This is a genomic window from Cupriavidus basilensis, from assembly GCF_000876015.1.
Lineage (GTDB): Bacteria > Pseudomonadota > Gammaproteobacteria > Burkholderiales > Burkholderiaceae > Cupriavidus > Cupriavidus basilensis_B.
Genome location: NZ_BBQM01000012.1, coordinates 378,854 through 402,597 on the forward strand (window position 1 = coordinate 378,854; position 23,744 = coordinate 402,597).

Below are 23,744 nucleotides of genomic sequence, written 5' to 3' on the forward strand. Positions count from 1 at the left end.
AGTTGCCGGCAAGGCGACAAGTCTCATTGATTGCGGCCGGCCGCCATTGGCTTGCGCTGCCCACGGAGGGATGTCGAAGGCGAAGGGCAGCCACGGAAACGAACGCCCGCGCAGCGAAAAAGGGGGAGGGAGGAAGGAGACGGGAGGGAGCGCGGCCCGGTCGCAGCCCGGGCCGCGAAGCCGAAGCGGGACGAGCGCCCCGCCTCGGGCAACGCCAGCCGGGATCAGACCACCGTGGCCAGCGCCAGCGTCAGCAGCAGTGCCACCACCGAGATGATGGTCTCGCACACGGACCACGTCTTGAAGGTCTGCGCCACGGTCATGTTGAAGTATTCCTTCACCAGCCAGAAGCCGCCGTCGTTCACGTGCGACAGGATCAGCGAGCCGGCGCCGGTGGTCAGCACCAGCAGTTCGGGGCGGGTGCCCGGCACGCTGGCGGCGATCGGGGCGACGATGCCGGCGGCGGTGGTCATGGCGACCGTGGCCGAGCCGGTGGCGATGCGGATCAGCACGGCCACCAGCCAGCCCAGCAGCAGCACGGAGACGTGCGCGCCGGTGGCGACGTCGACGATGGCGTTGGAGATGCCGGAGTCGCGCAGCACGCGGCCGAAGCCGCCGCCGGCGCCGACCACCAGCACGATGATGGCGGTGGGCGCCACGCATTCGTTGGTGAACTTGAGGATGTTCTCGCGGTTGAAGCCGCGCGCCTTGCCGAAGGTGTAGAAGCTCACCAGCGCGGCGATCAGCAGCGCCATCACCGAGTTGCCGATCAGCTTGAGGAAGTCGTTGGCGAAAGTCTTGGGCGCGGTGAGCAGGTCGGCCCAACTGCCGATCAGCATCAGCGCCACCGGCAGCAGGATGGTGAAGATGGTGATGCCGAAGCCGGGCAGTTCATGCGTGCCCTTGCTCTCGTCCTCGGTGAACTGCGCGGCCAGCGGGTTGACGTCGGGCAGCTTGACGTAGCGGTCCATCAGCCGCGCGAACAGCGGGCCGGCGATGATGGCGGTGGGGATGCCCACGATCAGCGCGTACAGGATGGTCTTGCCGATGTCGGCGCCGTAGGCGGTCACGGCCAGCAGCGCGGCCGGGTGCGGCGGGATCAGGCCGTGCACGACCGACAGGCCGGCCACCATCGGGATGCCGACCAGCACCATCGAGGTGCCGGTGCGCTTGGCCACGTTGAAGGCGATCGGCACCAGCAGCACGAAGCCGACCTCGAAGAACACCGGCAGGCCGACGATGAAGGCGATCGTGACCATCGCCCAGTGCACGTTCTTCTCGCCGAAGAAATCGATCAGCGTGCGCGCGATGCGCTCGGCGCCGCCCGATTCGGCCATCATCTTGCCGAGCATGGTGCCCAGCCCGATGACCAGCGCGATGTGGCCGAGCGTGCCGCCGACGCCGGCCTCGAACGACTTGACGATGTCGCCCATCGGCATGCCCACGGCAAAGCCGAGCAGCACCGAGACGACGACCAGGGTGATGAAGGGATTGAGCTTGAACTTCGCGATCAGCACGACCAGTGCGATCACGGCGATCAGCGCGTACAGCAATAGTGTGGTTCCGGTGACGGCGCCCATATTGTCTCCTTGCTGCGGGGTCCGCCGGAGGGTCCGGCGGGGCTCTCCCGCGTCCGTTATGAAAATGGCCGCGCAGGCGGCCGGTTGAGGTGTTTGCCGGAAGGCGCTGGTCAGGCCGCCGGCTTCTTGTAGGCGATGCAGTCGATCTCGACCTTGCAATCCACCACCATGCTCGATTGCACGCAGGCGCGTGCCGGCGGGTTGGCGCCGAAATATTCCCTGAAGATCCTGTTGAACGAGGCGAAGTCGCGCGCGTCGTCCAGCCACACGCCGCAGCGCACCACGTGCTCGGGGCCGTAGCCGGCCTCGGCCAGGATGGCGAGCACGTTCCTGATGGCCTGGTGGGTCTGCGGCACGATGCCGCCGTCGATGACCTCGCCGGCCACCATCGGCACCTGGCCCGACACGTGGAGCCAGCCGTCGGCGGCGACCGCGCGGGCAAAGGGCATGTGCTGGCCACCGGAGCCGGTGCCGCCTTCCACGCCGAATCGTCTGATTTCCATGAAGACTCCTGAAGCGGATTGCTGAAATCGGGTTGCGGCGCCGCTAGCCGGCCACGTCGCCGGCGCGCCGCGCGCGCGGCAGGAAGCGGCCGGCGCGCGCGCCGGTGGCCGCGCGCCGCCGCCAGGACAGCGCGCCGTTGACCCACACCGCGGCGATGCCTTCGGCCGGCTGCATGGGGTCGGTGAAGCTGGCCGCGTCGCGGATGGTGGCGGCGTCGAACAGCACCAGGTCGGCCCAGTAGCCTTCGCGCACGAAGCCGCGCTGCGCCAGGCCGAAGCGTTCGGCCGACAGGCCGGTCATCTTGTTGACGGCCACGGCCAGCGGGAACAGTTCGCGGTCGCGCGCGTAGTGGCCCAGCACGCGCGGGAACGCGCCCCACAGGCGCGGGTGCGGCAGCGGGTCGTTGGGCAGGCCGTCCGAGCCGATCACGGTGGCGGGGTGGCTGAGGATGCGGTCCACGTCGGCGTCTTCCATGCCGTGATAGACCGCGCCGGCCGGCTGCAGGCGGCGCGCGGCGTCTTCCAGGCTGGTCTGCCACCCGGCGGCGATGTCGGCCAGCAGGCGGCCGCCCATGCCGGGATGCGGCCCGGACCACGTGACCATGATGTCGAAGTCGCCGGTGACCTGCTTGAGGTCCAGCGTGGAGGAGCTGGCGGTGTAGGGATAGCAGTCGCAGCCGACCGGCTGCCAGCGCTGCGCGCGCTCGAGCGCGTCGAGCACTTCGCCGCTGCGGCCCCAGTTGGCCACGCCGGCGCATTTCAGGTGCGAGATCACCACCGGCACGCGCGCGTGCCGGCCGATGCGGAAGGCTTCGTCCATCGCCTCCAGGATCTCGGCGAACTCGCTGCGCAGGTGGGTGGCGTAGAGCGCGCCGGCGCGCGCCAGCGGCTCGGACAGCGCCAGCACTTCGTCGGTGGTGGCGCTGAACGCGCTGGCGTAGGCCAGGCCCGTGGACAGGCCCAGCGCGCCGTGCGCCAGCGCCGCCTCCAGCTGCGCGCGCATGGCGGCGATCTCCGCCGGCGTGGCGGCGCGGTCGAGCCGGTCCATGTGGTTGCTGCGCAGCGCGGTGTGGCCGACCAGCGCCGCCACGTTGACGGCGGGCCGCGCGTCCCGCACGGCCTGCACGTAGCTGCCGAAATCCGGGTAGCGGAAGGCTTCGGCGCCGCCGAGCAGGTTCATCGGGTCGGGCGGCTCGCCGCGCAGCGCGACGGGCGCGGCGCTGATGCCGCAGTTGCCGACGATCACGGTGGTCACGCCCTGCGAGAGCTTGGGCGTCATCTCCGGCTGGCGGACGACGTTGGTGTCGTCGTGCGTGTGCACGTCGATGAAGCCGGGCGCGAGCACCAGGCCGTCGGCCGCCACCACCTGCGCCGCGCCGGCGGGGTCGATGCCGCCGCCGTCCTCATCGTCGTCCAGCATGGCGATGCGCGCGATGCGCCCGGCGCGCAGTGCCACGTCGGCGCGGCGCGCCTCGGCGCCGGAGCCGTCGAGCACGGTGGCGCCGCGGATGAGCGTGTCGAACGGCGGCAGGCCGGACGGCGCGGTGTCGGTCGAGGCGGGCATGTCAGTCTCCGAGCGGCTGGCGGCTGTCCGCGGCGCCGGGGCCCGCGCTGCCGCGGTGCGCGTCGAGCACGAACTTGAGCCGGCGCAGCCGGTCCTGGCTCTGCTCCTGCTGCAGCAGCGCGAGCTGGGTGGACAGCACGTCCATCACCAGCAGCATGGCGTAGCGCGAGGCCGAGGGCTTGAAGATGAAATCGGTTTCGAGCGTGCGCACCGGCAGCAGCACGTCGGCGCGCGCGGCCAGCGGCGAGCCCAGCGCGGTCACGGCCACCAGGCGCGCGCCGTACTCGCGCGCGATGTCGCAGCTGGCCAGCATCTCGGGCACGCTGCCGGTGGCGGAGAAGGCGAGCACGACGTCGTCCTTGTGCAGGGTGGCCGCCACCATCTTCTGCAGCAGCGCATCCTGGTAGCTGGCCACGGGGCGGCCCAGGCGGGCCAGGCGGTAGCGCGCCTCGTCGGCCATGAAGGACGAGCCGCCACCCATGCCGAAAGCGTAGACCATGCGCGCGTCGAGCAACAGGCGCGCGGCGCGCCCGATGTGGTCGGGGTCGATCAGCTTGCGGTTGACTTCCAGTGAGTCCAGGATGTCGGCATGGATGCTGTCGGCCAGCGTGGCCGGGGCCGGCTCGGCCGTGCGCGCGCCCTGCGCCTGCAGGAAGCGCTGGCCCACCGCGGTGGCCTGCGCCAGGCGCAGCTTCAGGTCGCGCACGTCGCGGCAGCCGATGGCCTTGGCAAAGCGCGTCACGCTGGCTTCGCTCACGCCGGCCTTGCGCGCCAGTTCGTTGATGCTGGTCGCGGCCGCGCCGGCCAGGTCCTCCAGGATCACCTGGGCGACCTTCTGCTCGGCCAGGCGCAGCGTGGGGCCGCGCTCGGCGATGCGGGAAAGGATGTCGAAGGACGCGGACATGGACGGGAGCGTAGGGCGAAGCGTAAGGGCGGAACGTGCGCGCATCCGCCGGCGCAGGCAAGGTTCGGCACGCCGCGGATGTTACTTTATAACAAGGGTGAAATATCGTAATTTCAAGGCTATCATTACGTCAATCGGAATTTTGCGCAGTGATGACAGAGATGCATGAAATAAAGTACCAGACCGGTATGATCGATCCGCTCAACAAGGCGCTCGGCAAGCTGGAGGCGCCGCTGGCGCCGGCGGCCGCAGGCCAGGTCGGCTGGCAACTGCTGGCCGAGGACCTGAGCCTGCCGGCGGCGGTACTGTATGAAGAGCGCCTGGCCCACAACCTGGCGTGGATGCGCCGCTTCATGCACGAATACGGCGTGCAGCTCGCGCCGCACGGCAAGACCACGATGGCGCCCAAGCTGTTCGCGCGCCAGCTCGAAGCCGGCGCCTGGGGCATCACGCTGGCCACCGCGCACCAGACCGCCGCGGCCCATGCGCACGGCGTGCGCCGCGTGCTGATGGCCAACCAGCTGGTGGGCCGCCGCAATATGGAGATCGTCGCGGACCTGCTGCGCGATCCCGGCTTCGAGTTCTTCTCGCTGGTGGATTCGCCGGAACTGGCGGATCAATTGGGCGCGTATTTCAGCGGCCGTGGCCAGACGCTGCAGGTCCTGCTGGAGCTGGGCGTGGCGGGCGGACGCACCGGCGCGCGCGACGCGCGCCAGCAGGCCGCGGTGCTGGCGGCGCTGGCGCGCTGGCCCGGCGCGCTGTCGCTGGCCGGCGTGGAAATCTACGAAGGCGTGCTGAAGGAAGAGGCCGACATCCGCGCCTTCCTGCAACGCACCGTGGCGGTCACGCGCGAGCTGGCCGCGGCCGGCCGCTTCGGCCGCAGCCCGGTGATCCTGTCGGGCGCGGGCTCGGCCTGGTACGACGTGGTGGCGGAGGAATTCGCGCGCGCCGAGATCGGCGCGCCGCTGGACATCGTGCTGCGCCCGGGCTGCTACCTGACGCACGACGTGGGCATCTACCGCGCCGCGCAGGAGCGCATCCTGGCCAGCAACCCGGTCGCGCAGAAGATGCGCGAGGGCCTGCTGCCGGCCTTGCAGCTGTGGGCCTACGTGCAGTCGGTTCCCGAGCCGGAGCGCGCCATCGTCGGCATGGGCAAGCGCGACGCGGCCTTCGACGCCGGCATGCCGGTCCCGGCGCGGCTGTACCGGCCCGGCGCGCCCGCGCCGCAGGCGGCGCCCGCGCACTGGGAGGTGAGCGGCATGATGGACCAGCACGCCTACCTGCGGATCCGCGCCGGCGACGACATCCGCGTGGGCGACATGATCGCCTTCGACATCTCGCATCCGTGCCTGACCTTCGACAAGTGGCGCCACATCCCGGTGCTGGACGGCAGCCTGCGCGTGACCGACATCGTCCAGACCTTCTTCTGACCGCCACGAACGGAATCACGGAACCACGGAACCTCCTGAAGGACGCCCGCACCATGAGCATCGACATCCTGGCTTTCGGCGAAGCGCTGGTGGAGTTCAACCAGCAGCCCGACGACCCCGCCCGCTACCTGCAGGGCTTCGGCGGCGACACGTCCAACTTCTGCATCGCCGCGGCGCGCCAGGGCGCGCGCACCGGCTACATCAGCGCGGTGGGCGACGACAGCTTCGGCGAGCGCCTGCTGGCGCTGTGGACGCAGGAGCGCGTCGACACCCGCCACGTGCGCGTCGACGCCGGCGCGCCGACCGGCGTGTACTTCGTCAGCCACGACGCGCACGGCCACCGCTTCGACTACCTGCGCAGCGGCTCGGCGGCCAGCCGCTACCACCATGAATACCTGCCGCACCACGCCATCGCCGAGGCGCGCTACCTGCATGTGTCCGGCATCAGCCTGGCCATCAGCACCAGCGCCTGCGACACCGCGCTGGCGGCGATGGAGCACGCGCGCAAGGCCGGCGCCAAGGTGACGCTGGACACCAACCTGCGGCTGCGCCTATGGACGCTGGCGCGCGCGCGCGGCATCATGCGCGAAGCCTTTTCGCTCACCGACGTGTGCCTGCCGAGCTGGGACGACATCACCGTGCTGACCGGCCTCGACGACCGCGACGCCATCGTCGACCACCTGCTCGGCTACGGCATCGGGCTGGTGGCGCTCAAGCTGGGCGAGGAGGGCGCCTACGTGGCCACGCCCGAGGCGCGCTCGCTGGTGGCGCCGTACCCGGTGCGGGCGCTCGACGCCACCGGCGCCGGCGACTGCTTCGGCGGCAGCTTCGTGGCGCGCCTGGCGGCCGGCGACGATCCGTTCGAGGCCGCGCGCTATGCCAACGTGGCCGCGGCGCTGTCCACCACCGGCTACGGCGCGGTGGCGCCGATCCCGGCCACCGAGACCGTGCTGGCCCGGCTGGCGCAGTCGGTTGCCGTGATTGCCTGATTTTTCCGGTCTTTCCCGCTTCGCGCGGACTCCGCGCGCGACCGGTTCGCTGTTTTTTCGTGCCCTCGTCGGCTTGTCCGACCTACCTGACTGAATATCCGTCATGCAAACTCAATCCTCCCTGATCGAACGCTTCGCCGGCGTGCCGGTGATCCCGGTGCTGGAATTCTCCTCGGTCGACGAAGCGCTGCACGTCAGCGAAGCGCTGATCGGCGGCGGCCTGCCGGTGCTGGAAATCACGCTGCGCACGCCGGTGGCGCTGGACGCCATCAAGGCGGTGGCCGCGGCCTTCCCCGAGGCGGTGGTCGGCGCCGGCACGGTGCTCACGCCGGCCCAGCTCCAGGCCGTGGGCGAGGCCGGCGTGCAGTTCGCCGTGTCGCCCGGGCTGACCCCGGCGCTGGCCGTGGCCGCGCAGGGCGCCGGCGTGGCGCTGCTGCCGGGCGTGGCCACCGCCAGCGAGGCGATGGCCGCGCTCGAAGCGGGCTTCCAGTTCCTCAAGTTCTTCCCGGCCGAGGCCGCCGGCGGCATCCCGATGCTCAAGTCGCTGTACGGCCCGCTGGCCCAGTTGCGCTTCTGCCCCACCGGCGGCATCGACGCGGCGCGCGCGCCGTCCTACCTGGCGCTGCCCAACGTGGTGTGCGTGGGCGGCTCGTGGGTGGTGCCCAAGGATGCCGTGGCCAAGGGCGACTGGGAGCGCGTGCGCGCGCTGGCGCGCGAGGCGGCCGCGCTGCGCAAGCCGGCCTGAGCGGCCGTAAGCGTCCCCGGGTGGCCGCCGCCTTGGCCGCCGCTTTGCCGGGCACGTCGGACAAAGGCGGATAGCCGCGCCTGGCGCGAGCTCCTAAGCTTCCGGTATCGGGTCCTGGATGGCCCGCGGCTGGAGGCGGCATGCTGGTGCGATTCACGGTGACGGCGGCGGGGGCGGTGGCGCGAGAGCGCCGCGCCGGCCCGGCATGGATCGCCCGCCTGGCGCGCGCGCTGGCCTGCGCGCTGGTGCTGGCCACCGAGGGCTGCGCCAGCCTGCCGCGCGACGTGCCGCGCCAGCCGAGCGCGGCGCTGGCCGATCCCGCCGCCACCGCGCTGGGCCGGCTGGTGGCGCAGAGCGCGCCCGACCCGGCGCTGTCCGGCTTCCACGTCATCACCTCGGGCGAGGAAGCCTTCGGCACGCTCGTGACGCTGGCCGACCGCGCCACGCGCACGCTCGACCTGCAGTACTACATCATCGACGCCGACGAGTCCTCGCGCGAGATCCTGCGCCACGTGCGCGCCGCCGCCGGGCGCGGCGTGCGCGTGCGCGTGCTGGTCGACGACCTGCACAGCGACGGCAAGGACCGCGCCTTCCTGCGCTTCGCGCGCCACCGCAACATCGAGGTGCGGATGTTCAACCCGTTCCCGGCCGGGCGCTTTTCCAGGCTGACGCGCATGATGTCGTCGGCGGCGGACATCCGCCGCATCAACCGGCGCATGCACAACAAGGCGTTCATCGCCGACAACGCGCTGGCCATGACGGGCGGGCGCAATATCGGCAGCGCCTACTTCCTGCGCGCGCCGGACACCAATTTCGTGGATCTCGACGTGATCGCCGCCGGCCCCGCGGTGCGGCGGCTGTCGGCGGCGTTCGACCGCTACTGGAACAGCCCGCTGGCGATTCCGGTGGAGGCGCTGGCCAGCCCCGAGGAACTGGCGGCGTCGGCCGAGCCCGCCAGCGCGGCGAGCCCGGAGCCGGGCCTGGCCGACCCGCGGGCGGAGTCCGGGCGCGGCGAGTCCCGGGGCGCGGCGCCGCCGGCGCGCATCGATCCGCGCGCGAGCTTCCTGGCGCGGCAGCTCGCCGGCGGCGGCAAGCTGCCGCTGGAATGGGCCGCGGCCAGCGTGATGGTCGACACGCCGGACAAGGCCTCGCCCGACAAGGCGCCCGAAGGCGAGGACACGATGGTGCGGGAACTGGGCCGCATGCTGGGCGGCGCGCAGCAGGAAATCATCCTGATCTCGCCGTACTTCGTGCCCGGCGATGCGGGCGTGGCATGGATGGCGGGCCTCGTCGGGCGCGGCGTCAAGGTGCGGGTGCTGACCAATTCGCTGGCCGCCACCGATGCGCCGATCGTGCACGTGGGCTACCGCCGCTACCGGGCGGCGCTGCTGCGCGCCGGCGTGGAGCTGCACGAGCTGAAGTCGCGCCCCGGCCGCCCGCAGCGGGCGGTCGGCGATTTCACGTCCTCGCAGGCCAGCCTCCACGTGAAGGCCGCCATGGCGGACCGCGCCAACCTGTTCGTCGGCTCGATGAACTTCGATCCGCGCTCGGCCAGCCAGAACACCGAGACCGGCCTGATCATCCGCAGCCCGCGCCTGGCGCAGCAGGTCGCGCAGTTGTTCGCCGGCGCCATCGACGACAACAGCTATCTGCTGCGCTTGTCCGACACGGGCGCGGTGCAATGGGTGGATGGCAAGGGGAAGGATGCGGCCGTGCTCGATGCCGAGCCGGACACCACGTGGTCCAGGCGGCTGTGGATCGACGTGCTGGCGCCGTTTACTCCGGAGGAACTGCTGTAGCCGGAGGAACTGCTATAGCCGGAAGCGCCGCCGCGGTCCGGGGAACCGCTGCCAGGCCGCGGCAACAACGCAAGAAGCCGGCGCGATGCGCCGGCTTCTTGCCGCCGGGTGCCCGTGCGGGCGCCCGCGCGTCCGGCTTACTTGCTGCGGTCGGCAGCGCCTTCGAGCTTCTGGCCACCCTTCTGGATGTCCTGGCCGAGGCCTGCCATCGTATTGCAGCCCGCCAGCAGGGTGGCAAGCAGAACGCAGAAGATCCATCCTTTTTTCACGCCAGACTCCTTTTGGTCGATTTGTCCGCCGCAATTTTACCGTTGTTGGCGCACTTCATTGGGGTACCCGGCACGGCATTTTGTAACTTTTTCACGGTGCGCCGCCGCGCTGCCGCGAGGCCGCGGCCTATGGCTGCGCCAGCAGCTCGCGCACTCGCGCGCGGATGGCCGCATGCGTCTGCGCCAGCCAGTGCGCGGGGAAGGGCTGCGCGAGCAGGTAGCCCTGCACGCTGCCGCACCCCAGGCGGCGCGCCCCGGCCAGCTGCCCGCGCGTCTCGATGCCCCTGGCGCAGACCGCCAGGCCCAGTTGCCCGGCCAGTTCGCAGGCGGCCCGCATGTGCGCCGCGGCGGTGTCCTCGCGTCCGGGCCGGCCAGCGCCGCCGGGGGCGCGCGCATCGAGCATCAGCAGGTCCGGCCGCAGGCGTTCCAGGGCCGCGTGCAAGGGCTCGCCGCCCGGCGCGCCGGCGCGATCGCACAGCGCGATGCGCAGGCCGGCGTCGCGCAGCGCGGCGAGCCTGCCGGCGGCCGCGCGGTCGCCCGCCGGCACGGCCGCCGCGGGGATTTCCAGGCGGACCCGGGCGGGGTCGAGCCGCAGGCGCTCCAGCGCGCGCAGCAGCGTGCTGGTCAGCGGCGGGTCGTGCAACTGCGCGCCGGAAACCGGGAAACTCAGCTCGAACGGCTCGGCGATGCCGGGGCTGGCCAGCAGCGGCAGCGCGCTCTCCATCAGCCAGCGTGCCACGTCGCCGATCAGGCCCCGCGATTCCAGCGCGGGCAGGAAGTCCTGCGGCGCCACGCGCCCGAACTCGGGGTTCTGCCAGCGCAGCCTGACCGTGTAGCCGGCGATCTCGCCGCCGGCCAGCATGGCCCGCGGCTGCAGGTTCAGCGTGAGCTGGCCGCGCGCCAGCGCGTGCGGCAATGCCGCCAGGACCGGCGAGGAGAGCGGGGACGGCGCCGTGCCGTCGGCGCCGGCAATGCCGTCGCCGCCGCGCTTGCGCACGCGCAGCATGGCGTCGCAGGCCTGGCGCACGGTGCGTTCGGCGGGCTGGGCGGGGTCGTCCGGCGCGACGCCGATGCTGGACGACAGGAACAGCTCGAAGCCGTCCTGCCGGAACGGCCGGGCGAGCGCGCCGGCCACGGCGCGCGCCAGGCGCAGCGCGGCCTCGCGCGCGTCGGCGGCCCGCGGCGGCAGCGCCGCGATGGCGCCGATCTCCGCGTCGCCGAACCAGGCCAGGTCGGCGCCGCGGGCCAGCGCCGCGACGCGCGCGGCCGCCTGCGCGCGCAGGCCGGCGGCCAGGCCGGGGCCCAGCGTCTCGCTGGCGTGGCTGAAGCGGTCCAGGTGGATGACCAGCACCGCCAGGCCGGGCGCCGCGCCCGGCCGTTGCCGGCGCGCGGCCAGCAGGGCGGCGAAATCGCCGGTGTCGGGCAGGTCCGCTTCCGGCTTGCCGACGATGCCGTCTGCGTCTGGGTGCATGGGAGGGGTGTTGGTGGATCATGCCGCCGCGCCGCACTTGGCTCGGCATAACGAAGATCATACGGCAGGGCGGGCGCGGCCCGAAGCGCGGCGGATGCCGGGATCGTGCGCTGGCGCGCGGACTTGACGGCGATCAAGTCTCGCCGGCGGCGCCCCACGGTGGTGCGGAGCGGGCCGGCGAATGCGGGAGGGGATGCGGAAGGGGCAAGAGGAACGGAGGGCGGGCGCCATGCCCGCCGCGCGGTCAGCCGGTGGTCTCGGCGTCGGCGCCGTCCTCGGGCGGCACCACGGAGGCCAGCACCTTGTCGATGCGCTTGCCGTCCATGTCGACGATCTCGTACTTCCAGTCGCCCCAGCGCACGGTGTCGCCGGTCTGCGGCAGCCGGCCCAGCAGCAGCAGCAGCATGCCGGACAGCGTGTGGTAGCGCTCCTTGTCCTCTTCCGGCACGTGGCGCAGGACGAGGCGGTCCTTGAGCTCGGGAATCGGGATCAGGCCGTCGAGCAGCCAGGAGCCGTCCTCGCGCTGCACCGCCCATTCCTCGCCGGCGCTGTCGGGCTTGAACTCGCCGGTGATGGCCTCGATCAGGTCCTGCAGCGTCACCAGGCCCAGCACTTCGCCGTACTCGTCGATGACGAAGGCCATCTGCCCGCCCGAGGCGCGGAAGTTCTCCAGCAGCTCCATGCCGGTCACGCTCTCCGGCACGAACACCGGCGCCTGCAGCACCGCGGTCAGGTCGGTGGGCTCGCCGCGCAGGCGGCGCGCCAGCAACTGGCGGGCGCTGACCACGCCCAGCATGTCGTGCATGCCGCCGCGCACCACCGGGAAGCGCGAGTGGTCGGACTCCTCGATGCGGCGCAGGTTTTCTTCCAGCGGCACTTCCACGTCCAGGCACACCACGTCGCCGCGCGGCACCATCAGCGAGGTGAGCTGGCGGTCGTCGAGGCGGAACACGTTGCGCACCATCGTGTGCTCGTTCTGCTCGATGACGCCAGCCTCCGAGCCTTCGACCAGCAGCGCGTGGATTTCTTCCTCGGTCACGGCCGGGCCGCGGCCGCTCGTCACGCCGAGCAGGCGCAGCACCAGGCGCGTCGAGCTGGACAGCAGCTTGACGAACGGCGTGGAAGCCACCGCCAGGAACGAGATCGGGCGCGCCACCAGGCGCGCGATGCTTTCGGGTGCCATCTGGCCGAGCCGCTTGGGCACCAGCTCGCCGAGCACGATGGAAAAGTAGGTCAGGCCGGCCACCACGATGGCGGTCGCCACGTAGCCGGCGGTGACGGTCTGCATGCCAAAGCCCTGCAGCCAGACGCCGAGCGGCTGGGCCAGCGTGGATTCGCCGACCACGCCGTTGAGCACGCCGATCGAGGTGATGCCGATCTGCACGGTGGAGAGGAAGCGGGTGGGATCTTCGCCCAGCTTGATCGCCTCGATGGCGCCGCGGTCGCCTTCCTCGATCCGTTTTTGCAGACGAGCCTTGCGGGCCGTCACCAGCGCGATTTCCGACATGGCGAACAGTCCGTTGAGCAAAATCAGCGCCAGTAATATGGCAATTTCCATCAGGGTGCGCGCCCTGTGCGCGCAGGAGTTATCGAGGGCCAAAGCATAACATTGCTATGTGTCGGAACCGTTCCCGGCAAGCGCGCGCCGGCGCCGGACGTGCCGTTCCGGTCGCCTGGCCACCTCCCGTGCCATCTCTTCCTCCACCTCTCCCGCCGCCGCGCCACAGCGCGAAAACCGGACGGTGGCGCCGTTCGAAATCGCGACGTCCGCTACGCGGGCGCCCTCGCCGCCACCCGGCGGCTGCGCGCCAACCCGTTGATGCAAAAGACAATTCACCGCCTTCCGTGCGCTGGCACAGCGGTTGCGAAGAGAAGCCGGGCCCCGCGACGCGGCGAGCCTGGCAACGGCGCTGCCCGGCAGCCGCCGTGAACGCAATCACTGGAAGGAGACATGGATATGGAAGTGCAATCGCAAGTCCAGGTGATGGGCATCGATGCCGGCGGCACGATGACCGACACCTTCTTTGTGCGCTCCGATGGCCGTTTCGTCGTGGGCAAGGCGCAAAGCAACCCCGAGGACGAATCGCTGGCCATCTTCAATTCGTCCGAGGACGCGCTGGCGCACTGGCAGCGCGGCGTCGACGACGTCTATCCCGAGCTGCTGACCTGCGTGTATTCGGGCACCGCGATGCTCAACCGCGTGGTGCAGCGCAAGGGGCTCGACGTGGGCCTGATGGTCAACAAGGGCTTCGAGCACGTCCACTCGATGGGCCGCGCGATCCAGAGCTACCTCGGCTACGCGCTGGAAGAGCGCATCCACCTCAACACCCACCGCTACGACGAGCCGCTGGTGCCGCTGTCGCGCACGCGCGGCGTGACCGAGCGCACCGACGTGCAGGGCGAGATCGTGATCCCGCTGCGCGAGCACGAGACGCGCCAGGCCACGCGCGAGCTGGTGGCGGCCGGCTCCAGGGCCATCGTGATCTGCTTCCTCCAGTCGCACAAGAACGGCACCAGCGAGCAGCAGGCGCGCGACATCGTGCGCGACGAGCTCAAGAAGCTCGGCGCCGACATCCCGGTGTTCGCCTCGGTGGACTACTATCCGCAGCGCAAGGAAAGCCACCGCATGAACACCACGGTGCTCGAAGCCTACGCGGCCGAGCCCTCGCGCCAGACCCTCAAGAAGGTCAGCGACCGTTTCCGCAAGCACGGCGCCAAGTTCGACCTGCGCGTGATGGCCACCCACGGCGGCACCATCAGCTGGAAGGCCAAGGAACTGGCGCGCACCATCGTCTCCGGCCCGATCGGCGGCGTGATCGGCTCGCGCCTGCTGGGCGAGACGCTGGGCTACGACAACATCGCCTGCTCCGACATCGGCGGTACCTCGTTCGACATGGCGCTCATCACCAAGGGCAACTTCGCCATCGCCGCCGACCCCGACATGGCGCGGCTGGTGCTGTCGCTGCCGCTGGTGACGATGGATTCCGTGGGCGCGGGCGCGGGCAGCTTCGTGCGGCTCGACCCGTACAGCGGCGCCATCAAGCTGGGGCCGGACAGCGCCGGCTACCGGGTCGGCACCTGCTGGCCCGAGAGCGGGCTGGACACGGTCTCGGTGTCCGATTGCCACGTGGTGCTCGGCTACCTCAATCCCGACAACTTCCTCGGCGGCGCCATCAAGCTCGACGTGGCGCGCGCGCGCCGGCACATCAAGGATCAGATCGCCGACCCGCTGGGCCTGTCGGTGGAGGACGCCGCCGCCGGCGTGATCGAGCTGCTCGACCTGCAGCTGCGCGAGTACCTGCGCTCCAACGTCAGCGCCAAGGGCTACAACCCGACCGAGTTCGTCTGCTTCTCTTACGGCGGCGCGGGGCCGGTCCATACCTACGGCTATACCGAAGGGCTGGGCTTCAAGGACGTGATCGTGCCGGCCTGGGCCGCGGGCTTCTCGGCGTTCGGCTGCGCCTGCGCGGACTTCGAGTACCGCTACGACAAGAGCGTCGACCTGGCGCTGCCGCAGGGCGCGGCCGAGGCCGACAAGGCGCAGGCCGCGCAGACCATCCAGCAGGCCTGGTCGGACCTGGCCGCCAAGGTGATCGAGGAATTCCGCATCAACGGCTTCAAGCCCGAGGACGTGATCCTGCGCCCCGGCTACCGCATGCAGTACATGGGCCAGCTCAACGACCTGGAGATCGACTCGCCGATCCCCAGCGCGGCCGGCGCCGCCGACTGGGACCGCATCGTCGATGCCTTCGAGCAGACCTACGGCCGCGTGTACGCCAGCTCGGCGCGCTCGCCCGAACTGGGCTTCTCGGTGACGGGCGCGATCATGCGCGGCATGGTGCTGACGCAGAAGCCGGTGCTGCCCGAAGACCCCGACGGCGGCCCCACGCCGCCGGCCGCGGCCCGCATCGGCACGCGCCCGCTCTACCGCCAGAAGCGGTGGCACGACGCGGTGCTGTGGAAGATGGAGGCGCTGCAGCCGGGCAACACCATCACCGGGCCGGCCATCATCGAGTCCGACGCCACCACCTTCGTGGTGCCGGAGGGCTTCGCCACCACGCTCGACAAGCATCGCCTGTTCCACCTCAAGGAAGTGAACAAGGCAGCGAAATAACAGGAGACACGCCATGAACATGATGTCCAGCAAGGAAGTCGGCCTGGCCGACCTGCTCAAGACCGGCCAGACGCTCAAGGAATTCCGCGACGCGATACTCGAGCGCACCGCGCAGACCGGCCACTACAACGGGCTCACGCGCCTGGCCTTCCGCGAGCGCGACCCGATCCGCTACGAAAAGCTGTTCTCCAAGCTGCGCGGCGGCCTGGTGCATGCGCGCGAAACCGCCAAGAAGATCGCCGCCAGCCCCATCGTCGAGCAGGAAGGCGAGCTCTGCTTCACGCTCTACAACGCCGCCGGCGACTGCGTGCTGACCTCGACCGGCATCATCATCCACGTCGGCACGATGGGCGCGGCGATCAAGTACATGATCGAGAACAACTGGGAGGGCAATCCCGGCATCCATCCCGGCGACATGTTCACCAACAACGACTGCTCGATCGGCAACGTGCACCCGTGCGACATCGCCACCATCGTGCCGATCTTCTCGCACGGCAAGCTGGTGGGCTGGGTGGGCGGCGTGACCCACGTGATCGACACCGGCGCGGTCACGCCCGGCTCGATGTCGACCGGGCAGGTGCAGCGCTTCGGCGACGGCTACATGATCACCTGCCGCAAGACCGGCGTGAACGACACGCCGCTGCGCGACTGGCTGCACGAAAGCCAGCGCTCGGTGCGCACACCGAAATACTGGATCCTCGACGAGCGCACCCGCATCGCCGGCTGCCACATGATCCGCGACCTGATCGAGGAAGTGATCGCCGACGAAGGGCTGGAAGCCTACGAGGAATTCGCCTACGAGGTGATCGAGGAAGGGCGGCGCGGCCTGCAGACCCGCATCAAGGCCATGACGCTGCCGGGCAAGTACCGCAAGGTGGCCTTCGTCGACGTGCCCTACAACCACCCGGACGTGCAGACCTCGTCGGCCTTCGCCAAGCTCGACTCGATCATGCACTCGCCAGTGGAGATGGAGATCCGCAAGGACGGCTCGTGGCGGCTGGACTTCGAGGGCGCGAGCCGCTGGGGCTGGCATTCGTACAACGCGCACCAGGTGGCCTTCACCAGCGGCATCTGGGTGATGATGACCCAGACCCTGGTGCCGACCCAGCGCATCAACGACGGCGCCTACTTCGGCACGGAATTCCACCTGCCCAAGGGCACCTGGATGAACCCGGACGACCGCCGCACCGGCCACGCCTACGCCTGGCACTTCCTGGTGTCCGGCTGGAGCGCGATGTGGCGCGGGCTGTCGCAGGCGTATTTCAGCCGCGGCTACCTGGAAGAGGTCAACGCCGGCAATGCCAACACTTCCAACTGGCTGCAGGGCGGCGGCATCAACCAGGAAGGCGAGATCCACGCGGTCAACAGCTTCGAGGCCTCGTCGTGCGGCACCGGCGCCTGCGCCATCAAGGACGGGCTGAACCACGCCGCGGCGATCTGGAACCCCGAAGGCGACATGGGCGACATCGAGATCTGGGAGATGGCCGAGCCGCTGCTCTACCTCGGGCGCAACGTCAAGGCCAACTCCGGCGGCTACGGCAAGTACCGCGGCGGCTGCGGCTTCGAGACCCTGCGCATGGTGTGGAAGGCGCAGGACTGGACCATGTTCTTCATGGGCAACGGCTACATGAACAGCGACTGGGGCCTGATGGGCGGCTACCCGGCCGCCACCGGCTACCGCTTCGAGGCGCACAAGACCGGCCTGAAGGAGCGCATCGCCGGCGGCGACAGCCTGCCGCTGGGCGGCGACGCCAACCCGGACCTGCCGGACTACGAGAACCACCTCAATGCCGGCGCCGTCGTCAAGCGCGACCAGCAGTGCATGACCACCGAGGACTGCTACGACAACTACGACCTGTACCTGAACTACCTGCGCGGCGGCCCCGGTTTCGGCGATCCGCTCGACCGCGAGGTGGAGGCCATCGAGCGCGACCTGAACAGCGCCGTGCTGCTGCCCGAGTACGCGCAGAAGGTCTACGGCGCGGTGGCGACCAGGGACGGCAACGGCATCTGGAAGGTGGACGCCCGGCAGACCGCGCTGCAGCGCGTCGAGATCCGCAACCAGCGCCTGGCGCGCTCGCAGCCGACCCAGGAATGGATGAAGGGCGAGCGCGAGCGCATCCTGGTCAAGCATGCCTCGACCCAGGTGCAGCACATGTTCGCCACCAGCTTCGGCCTGTCGCAGAAGTTCGAGCAGCAGTTCCGCGCGTTCTGGGACCTGCCGGAATCATGGACCCTGACCGAGGACGAGCTCGACGTGCCGACCTACGGCTCCAAGTACCGCATGGACCTGTCCAAGATGCCGGACGTCCATACCGTGGTGCTGGTCGAAGAGTAAGGCCGCCCCGGCACATCCAATCACGCAGGATTCAGGAGAAGACGCAAGATGTCTACCTATACCAGTGAACAGGTCAAGAACCTCGTCGACGGCAAGCTCGACTGGGACACCACGCTGCGCATGCTGTCCATGCCCAAGGACGCGGAGCGCTTCAAGCTGTACGTCGAGGCGCTGCAGAAGAAGCTCGACTGGGACGACCGCATCGTGCTGCCGCTGGGCCCGCACATGTTCATCGTGCAACAGGCCAAGACCCGCAAGTGGGTCACGCAGTGCGACTGCGGCCATGTGTTCTGCGACTACCGGGAGAACTGGAAGCTGCACGCCAACATCTACGTGCGCGACACCGAGGAAGCCATGACCGAGGTCTATCCGCACCTGATGGCGCCGGACACCCAGTGGCAGGTCTACCGCGAGTACTACTGCCCGAAGTGCGGGACCATGCACGACGTGGAGGCGCCCACGCCGTGGTATCCGGTGATCCACGACTTCGAGCCGGACATCGAGGCTTTCTATACCGACTGGGTGAAGCTGCCGCTGCCGGAGCGCGCGGACTGACGCGCGCTCCGCTGCCGATGTAGTCCATCCTCCGCATCGGGCAACCGCATGTGGACAGGCCGCCGGTTTTGGCCGGTGGCCGGACGGCCGTTCGATTTTCGGACGGCCGTCCTGTTTTCGGACGGCGCCGCGCGGGCGGTCCGGCGCGCGCGCGCCGTGGCGCGGCGCCGGGCCGGTGGCGTGGAATTTGCTCGCAGTCTGCGGGCAGGGATGGGCAAGTCCCGGCTGGCCCTGGTGGCGCTGCCGGGAGTAGCATGCGCAAAGCAGACGGCCAGGCAAGCGAAGGCGCAGACCAGGAACGCGGGCGCCAGTCCCGCGCAGGCAGAGCCAGAGAGCGAAAAAGAGCGAGCCGGCACACCGGCCATTCGTGATCCGCCACCGGCGGACCCCGCAAGGAGACACGGCATGCATCCAGCCAGCACACCGATGGACTGGTTTTCCCATCCCGATCATGACGCGAGCATCATGTCCGCCTGGGAACACCTGATTGGCGGCGGCGAGGCGAATGCCGGCGAGCTGCGCTGCGTGGTGGACGACTCGTGGCGGCGCTGCCTCGTGGCCCGCGTCGATCCCGGCGCCGGCGCCGCGCCGCCGCCGCTGGGCCAGGACGGCCTGCGGGCGCGGCGCGAGAAGAACGCGCGGCTGGTCAGCACCAGCCTGCCGCTGATCCAGCAGACCCACGAATTCCTCTCGCAGACCGGCACCATCATGCTGCTGGCCGATCCCGACGGCATGATCCTGCAGCAGGAAGGCGACATGCGCATCGTCGAGCCGGCCGGCGAGGTCGGCCTGATTCCGGGCTGCGACTGGACCGAGCTGAACTGCGGCACCAACGCCATCGGCACCGCGCTGGCTTTGCAGCAGCCGGTGCAGATCCACGGCGCCGAGCATTTCTGCGCCGGCATCAAGCGCTGGACCTGCTCGGCCACCGTGATCCGCGACCCGCTCGACGGCGGCGTGCTCGGCGTCATCGACGTGTCCGGCCTGGCGCAGACCTACAGCCGGCACAGCCTGGCGCTGACGGTCTCGCTGGCCGGGCGCATCGAAAGCCGCCTGGCCAAGCTGGCGATGGAGCGCCGCCTGCGGCTGCTGGACCGCTGCGCCAGCCACTTCGGCTCGCTGCGCAGCGACGGCGTGCTGGTCCTCGACGAATGCGGGCAACTGGTCAAGGCCAATCCGCAGGCGCCCGCGGCGCTGCTGCGGCTGGGCGTGGACACCGCGCTGGACCGCCGGTTCTCGGTGCCGGGCCTGGGCATCCGGCAGGCCGGCGCCGCCGTCCGGCCCGCGCCGGACTGGCTGCGGCTGGCCCGCCTCGAAACCGTCCGCGAGGTCGGCGAGACGCTCGGCTTCCTGCTGGTGATCCCGGCCGTGCCGCAGCGCGCGGCCAGCGGCGCGCCGCCGGCGCGCACGGCCCCGGCGCCGGCCTTCTCGCGCATCGTCGGCAACGGCGCCGCGCTGCGCTCGGCGGTGGAGAAGGCGCAGCACCTCGCGCCGTCCCGGGTGCCGGTGCTGCTGCTGGGCGAGACCGGCGTCGGCAAGGAACTGTTCGCCCAGGGCATCCACCAGGCCAGCGCCTGCGCCGAGGGGCCGTTCGTGGCCCTGAACTGCGGCGGGCTGTCGCGCGACCTGCTCGCCAGCGAGCTGTTCGGTTATGCCGAAGGCGCCTTCACCGGCGCGCGCAAGTCGGGCGCGGCCGGCAAGATCGAGGCCGCCAACCGCGGCACGCTGTTCCTCGACGAGATCGGCGAGATGCCGCTCGACATCCAGCCGCACCTGCTGCGCGTGCTCGAAGAAGGCGAGATCTACCGGCTCGGCGAGAACACGCCGCGCAAGGTCAGCTTCCGGCTGGTCGCCGCCACCCACCGCAACCTGCGCGACGACGTGGCCGCCGGCAAGTTCCGCATGGACCTGTTCTACCGCATCGCCGTCACCAACATCGCCATCCCGCCGCTGCGCGAGCGCAAGGACGACATCCCCGCGCTGGTGGCGCACTGGCTCACGCATCTGTGCGAGCGCTACGGCCTGCCGCTGGCCTCGTTCGACGACGACGCCTATGCCTGCCTGCTCGCCTACGACTGGCCCGGCAACGTGCGCGAGCTGCGCAACGCGCTCGAAGGCTCGCTGCTGATGGCCGACGGCGGCGTGATCACGGTCGACAAGCTGCCGCTGGAGATCGGCGCGGCCGCCTGGCAGGGCGATGCGGCCCGGGCGGAACCCGCGGCTGCCGCGCCGCCCGGCGCCGTGTATTCGCTGGAGATGGCCGAGGCGGAATCGATCCGCCGGGCGGTGGCGTACAGCGGCGGCAACCTGACCAAGACCGCCTCGCACCTCGGCATCGCCAAGAGCACGCTGTACCAGAAGATCCGCAAGTACGGCCTCGCGGCGGCGCTGAGCGAGACGCGGGGCAGGGTGCCGTAGCAGGGGCGCGGGATTACCTCGAAGGTAATCGCCGCATGGCGCCGGCCGTGCTGTAATGCCGTCATGGACACCCTGACCCCCAGCTCCGAGACCGCCACCGACTTTCCCGGCCTGCTGCGCTACTGGCGCGGCAGGCGCGGCTACAGCCAGCTCGCGCTGTCGCTGGCCGCCGGGGTGTCGCAGCGGCATATCAGCTTCCTCGAGTCGGGCCGCGCCCGGCCCAGCCGCGAGATGGTGCTGTCGCTGGCGGACCGCCTCGGCGTGCCGCTGCGCCAGCGCAACCGGCTGCTGCTGGCCGGCGGCTTCGCCCCGGCCTACAGCGAGCACGGCCTCGGCGCGCCGGCGCTGCAGATGGTGCAGCAGGCGGTGGCGCTGATCCTGAGCAAGCAGGAACCGTATCCGGCGGTGGTGCTGGACCGCTTCTGGAACCTGCTCGACGCCAACCGGGCCTACCGCGACATGCTCCGCGTGCTGCTCGGCGGGCGCGCGCCGTCCACGCTGGAGCCGGGCGATGCGCGCGTCAACCTGATGCTCACGGTGTTCGACCCGCAGGGGCTGTGGCCGGCGCTCGGGAACGCCCGCCAGGTCGGCCGCTACCTGCTGCGCCGGGTCTGGCAGGAACTGCAGACGCAGGCGCAGGACCAGGCCGCGCGCGCGCTCTTCGCGCGCATCGCGGCCTGGCACCCGGACCTGCTCGGGCCGGGCGGCCTGCCGCTGGCCGACGACGAGGCCGCCGGCGGCCCGCCGCCGCCGCTGCTGCCGGTCACGGTGGCGGCGGGCGGCTTCCGCGCCGCGCTGTTCACCACGCTGACCACGCTCGGCATTCCGCAGGACGTGACGCTGCAGGAAATGCGCATCGAGTGCTTCTTCCCGGCCGACGAGGCCTCGCGCCTGGCGCTGGAGGCGCTGGCCAGCCACGCCGCGGCCGTGGCGCCCTAGGCCGGGGCGCGCCAAGCAAGCCTTGGCGCACCCGTGCTAACATGCCGTTGCCGGCGCGCCTGCCATCCCCGATGGTGGCGCGCCGGCATCGTTACGTCTTCAGGGCGGGGTGCAAGTCCCCACCGGCGGTATGCCACCACAGCGCGTGGCGAGCCCGCGAGCGCCCGCATTCCCGTGCGGGGTCAGCAGACCTGGTGAGAGGCCAGGGCCGACGGTCATAGTCCGGATGAAAGAAGATGGGCGGTACAACCCGGCTGGCTCCCCCCGGCATGCGCGTGCTGCGCGCGTGCGCGGCTGGATTTGCCCGTGTTTTCCGCTGATCCCCTGGAACGCCCGCTTATCGTTGCAATAGGAGCGTTTCATGCTGTCACTTCCCACCCAGGAACAACCCGTTGTCGCTTTCCCGGCCGGCGCGGAGGCCGACCAGCGCCCGCTCGGCGAGCGCATCGCGCGGGCGCTCGACGCCATGCGCGAAGGCCGTCCCGTGGTACTGCTCGACGATGACGACCGCGAGAACGAGGCCGACCTGATCCTTTCCGCCGAGCGCCTGACCCAGGCCAACATGGCCATGATGATCCGCGAGTGCAGCGGCATCGTGTGCCTGTGCCTGACGCGCGAGAAGGTGGCCAGCCTGGGCCTGCGCCCGATGGTCGAAAACAACCGCAGCCAGTACGGCACCGCCTTCACGGTCTCGATCGAGGCACGCGAAGGCGTGACCACGGGCGTGAGCGCGGCCGACCGCATCACCACCATCCGCGCCGCCGTCGCCGAGGACGCCGGCCTCGATGCCGTGGTCAGCCCCGGCCACGTATTCCCGCTGGTGGCGGTGGACGGCGGCGTGCTGGCGCGCCGCGGCCATACCGAAGGCTCGGTCGAGCTGGCCCGCCTGGCCGGGCTGGCACCGGCCGCGGTGCTGTGCGAGCTGATGAACCCGGACGGCACGATGGCGCGCCGCCCCGAGGCGCTGGCGTTCGCCGAGATGTACCGCCTGCCGGTGCTGACCATCGCCGACCTGGTGGCCTGGCGCGGTCAGCAGGGCTGAGCGCGGCGCCCCGCGGCGCGGGGCGGCGGCGGGACCGTATGCGACAATGCGGCCTGTTTTCTGCCTGAACGAGGGTCCGTCCATGTCCTTGCGCGCCGCTTTCCACGCCGTTTCCTGTGCCATCGTCCTGCTTGCGGGCGGCAGCCTGTGCCTTGCCGCCCATGCCGAGACGGCCACCGGCACGGTCCGTTCCGCCGCGGCCGCCGCCACGGCGGGGCTGTATCAATGCCCCGGCGCCGACGGCGGCGTGGCATTGCGCGCCACGCCGCGCGAAGGCTGCACCGCGGTGGCGGCGCCCGAGACCGGCGCGCCCGATCCGCAGCGCTGGCTGCCGCTCGCGGGCGCCAGCGGCGCGATCTCCTATTTCGACAAGACCTCGGTGCGCCGCCGCGGCGCGGAAGTGGGCGTGGCCGTGATGCGCAACGCGCCGGCCGGCGTGATCCGCACCACCAGCGGCGAGCAGATCCGCTCCTCGCTCCGGCGCATGATCTTCAACTGCGCGACCTCGATGTACGCGGTGGTCGAGCAGACCTTGTATTCGAAGCGCTACGCACGCGGCGAATCGCTCTACACCATCGGCGCGCCGCAGGCCGGCATGCCGCAGCAGGTCGCCGCCGGCACCGTGGCGGGCGAGCTGTTCAACCGCCTGTGCCACTGAACGGGCCGGCGCGCGCGTCAACCTTTTGCGCTCCTGCGCCGTTGCTGGTAGCGAAGGCGACCGGCGGCGGGCATGCCCGCGACGCCAGCAGTTCGCCGTGCCGCCCGCATCTGCATGCCGCGCCGCGCCAATAGGCCGACGTGCCGACGTGCCGGCGCGTTGCCGCGATGACGGGGAAACGGTGCCCAGTGGCAACATGCCGTCCGGGGGGACCGGCACCGGGGTGAGATCCGATCGAGAGGCTGCGGCCTCTCTTTTTTTTGCCTGCCCGGCAGGGCGGCACGCGGCCGCTGTGCACCGCACGAAGACCGGGGTGCGCCATGCGCCGTTTCGGGGCGCCGGCCCCCGCGTTGACGAAGCGCGATCCGTATCCTAGCGTTGCAGATTCGGGGTTCGTCCATACTGGTTCCAGCGAGCCCGACAAAC

At 70.8% G+C, this 23,744-nt stretch carries 18 protein-coding genes and 1 riboswitch; of the genes, 11 read left to right on the forward strand and 7 right to left on the reverse strand.

What is annotated here, in order from left to right; translation table 11 throughout:
• Positions 1-224 precede the first annotated feature (224 nt).
• The 4 genes from KF708C_RS09505 to KF708C_RS09520 all read right to left on the reverse strand — a co-directional run bounded on the left by KF708C_RS09505 (position 225) and on the right by KF708C_RS09520 (position 4,551).
• Entirely contained in the window at positions 225-1,580 is a 1,356-nt protein-coding gene (locus KF708C_RS09505; protein ID WP_029043574.1) for a GntP family permease, read from the reverse strand.
• Between the two features lie 110 nt (positions 1,581-1,690).
• A complete protein-coding gene (locus KF708C_RS09510; protein WP_020202839.1) occupies positions 1,691-2,083 on the reverse strand; it encodes a RidA family protein in 393 nt (130 codons plus the stop codon).
• A gap of 43 nt (positions 2,084-2,126) precedes the next feature.
• Entirely contained in the window at positions 2,127-3,647 is a 1,521-nt protein-coding gene (locus KF708C_RS09515) for an N-acyl-D-amino-acid deacylase family protein (protein WP_370552801.1), read from the reverse strand.
• Between the two features lies 1 nt (position 3,648).
• Positions 3,649-4,551, reverse strand: coding sequence for a MurR/RpiR family transcriptional regulator (locus tag KF708C_RS09520; RefSeq protein WP_059411583.1), 903 nt, complete (start codon positions 4,549-4,551; stop codon positions 3,649-3,651).
• 161 nt (positions 4,552-4,712) lie between these two features.
• Here KF708C_RS09520 and KF708C_RS09525 point away from each other — a divergent pair, with 161 nt between their 5' ends.
• The 4 genes from KF708C_RS09525 to KF708C_RS09540 all read left to right on the forward strand — a co-directional run bounded on the left by KF708C_RS09525 (position 4,713) and on the right by KF708C_RS09540 (position 9,514).
• Positions 4,713-5,981 carry an amino acid deaminase gene (locus KF708C_RS09525; protein WP_059411584.1) on the forward strand — a complete coding sequence of 423 codons (1,269 nt, stop codon included), beginning with the start codon at positions 4,713-4,715 and terminating at the stop codon, positions 5,979-5,981.
• A gap of 53 nt (positions 5,982-6,034) precedes the next feature.
• Positions 6,035-6,970: a sugar kinase gene (locus tag KF708C_RS09530; protein WP_059411585.1), complete on the forward strand. Its 936-nt coding sequence runs from the start codon at positions 6,035-6,037 to the stop codon at positions 6,968-6,970.
• Positions 6,971-7,073: 103 nt separating this feature from the next.
• Positions 7,074-7,715, forward strand: a complete 642-nt coding sequence (eda, locus tag KF708C_RS09535) for a bifunctional 4-hydroxy-2-oxoglutarate aldolase/2-dehydro-3-deoxy-phosphogluconate aldolase (RefSeq protein ID WP_020202834.1) — start codon at positions 7,074-7,076, stop codon at positions 7,713-7,715.
• 140 nt (positions 7,716-7,855) lie between these two features.
• The gene (locus tag KF708C_RS09540) at positions 7,856-9,514 is read left to right on the forward strand and encodes a phospholipase D family protein (RefSeq protein ID WP_059411586.1); all 1,659 of its coding nucleotides are present in this window, start codon (positions 7,856-7,858) and stop codon (positions 9,512-9,514) included.
• A 137-nt stretch (positions 9,515-9,651) separates the two neighbouring features.
• Here the strand turns inward: KF708C_RS09540 and KF708C_RS09545 are convergent, their stop codons facing one another.
• The 3 genes from KF708C_RS09545 to KF708C_RS09555 form a co-directional block, all read right to left on the reverse strand.
• Positions 9,652-9,783, reverse strand: coding sequence for an entericidin A/B family lipoprotein (locus KF708C_RS09545; protein WP_020202832.1), 132 nt, complete (start codon positions 9,781-9,783; stop codon positions 9,652-9,654).
• A gap of 127 nt (positions 9,784-9,910) precedes the next feature.
• Positions 9,911-11,254, reverse strand: coding sequence for an EAL domain-containing protein (locus tag KF708C_RS09550; RefSeq protein ID WP_059411587.1), 1,344 nt, complete (start codon positions 11,252-11,254; stop codon positions 9,911-9,913).
• Between the two features lie 244 nt (positions 11,255-11,498).
• The gene (locus KF708C_RS09555; RefSeq protein ID WP_029043569.1) at positions 11,499-12,812 is read right to left on the reverse strand and encodes a hemolysin family protein; all 1,314 of its coding nucleotides are present in this window, start codon (positions 12,810-12,812) and stop codon (positions 11,499-11,501) included.
• 399 nt (positions 12,813-13,211) lie between these two features.
• Between KF708C_RS09555 and KF708C_RS09560 the strand changes: the two genes are divergently transcribed.
• The 7 genes from KF708C_RS09560 to KF708C_RS09590 all read left to right on the forward strand — a co-directional run bounded on the left by KF708C_RS09560 (position 13,212) and on the right by KF708C_RS09590 (position 23,318).
• The gene (locus KF708C_RS09560; protein WP_059411588.1) at positions 13,212-15,368 is read left to right on the forward strand and encodes a hydantoinase/oxoprolinase family protein; all 2,157 of its coding nucleotides are present in this window, start codon (positions 13,212-13,214) and stop codon (positions 15,366-15,368) included.
• A 13-nt stretch (positions 15,369-15,381) separates the two neighbouring features.
• Entirely contained in the window at positions 15,382-17,706 is a 2,325-nt protein-coding gene (locus KF708C_RS09565; protein ID WP_059411589.1) for a hydantoinase B/oxoprolinase family protein, read from the forward strand.
• A 48-nt stretch (positions 17,707-17,754) separates the two neighbouring features.
• Positions 17,755-18,261, forward strand: a complete 507-nt coding sequence (locus tag KF708C_RS09570; RefSeq protein ID WP_020202827.1) for an acetone carboxylase subunit gamma — start codon at positions 17,755-17,757, stop codon at positions 18,259-18,261.
• A gap of 405 nt (positions 18,262-18,666) precedes the next feature.
• Positions 18,667-20,679, forward strand: a complete 2,013-nt coding sequence (locus KF708C_RS09575) for a sigma-54-dependent Fis family transcriptional regulator (protein ID WP_231586419.1) — start codon at positions 18,667-18,669, stop codon at positions 20,677-20,679.
• 63 nt (positions 20,680-20,742) lie between these two features.
• Complete coding sequence (locus KF708C_RS09580; RefSeq protein ID WP_020202825.1) at positions 20,743-21,618, forward strand: helix-turn-helix domain-containing protein; 876 nt, start codon at positions 20,743-20,745, stop codon at positions 21,616-21,618.
• 91 nt (positions 21,619-21,709) lie between these two features.
• Positions 21,710-21,860, forward strand: a riboswitch (FMN riboswitch).
• A gap of 119 nt (positions 21,861-21,979) precedes the next feature.
• Complete coding sequence (gene ribB / locus KF708C_RS09585; protein WP_059411591.1) at positions 21,980-22,660, forward strand: 3,4-dihydroxy-2-butanone-4-phosphate synthase; 681 nt, start codon at positions 21,980-21,982, stop codon at positions 22,658-22,660.
• A gap of 82 nt (positions 22,661-22,742) precedes the next feature.
• Positions 22,743-23,318, forward strand: a complete 576-nt coding sequence (locus tag KF708C_RS09590; RefSeq protein ID WP_059411592.1) for a surface-adhesin E family protein — start codon at positions 22,743-22,745, stop codon at positions 23,316-23,318.
• The last annotated feature ends 426 nt before the right edge of the window (positions 23,319-23,744 follow it).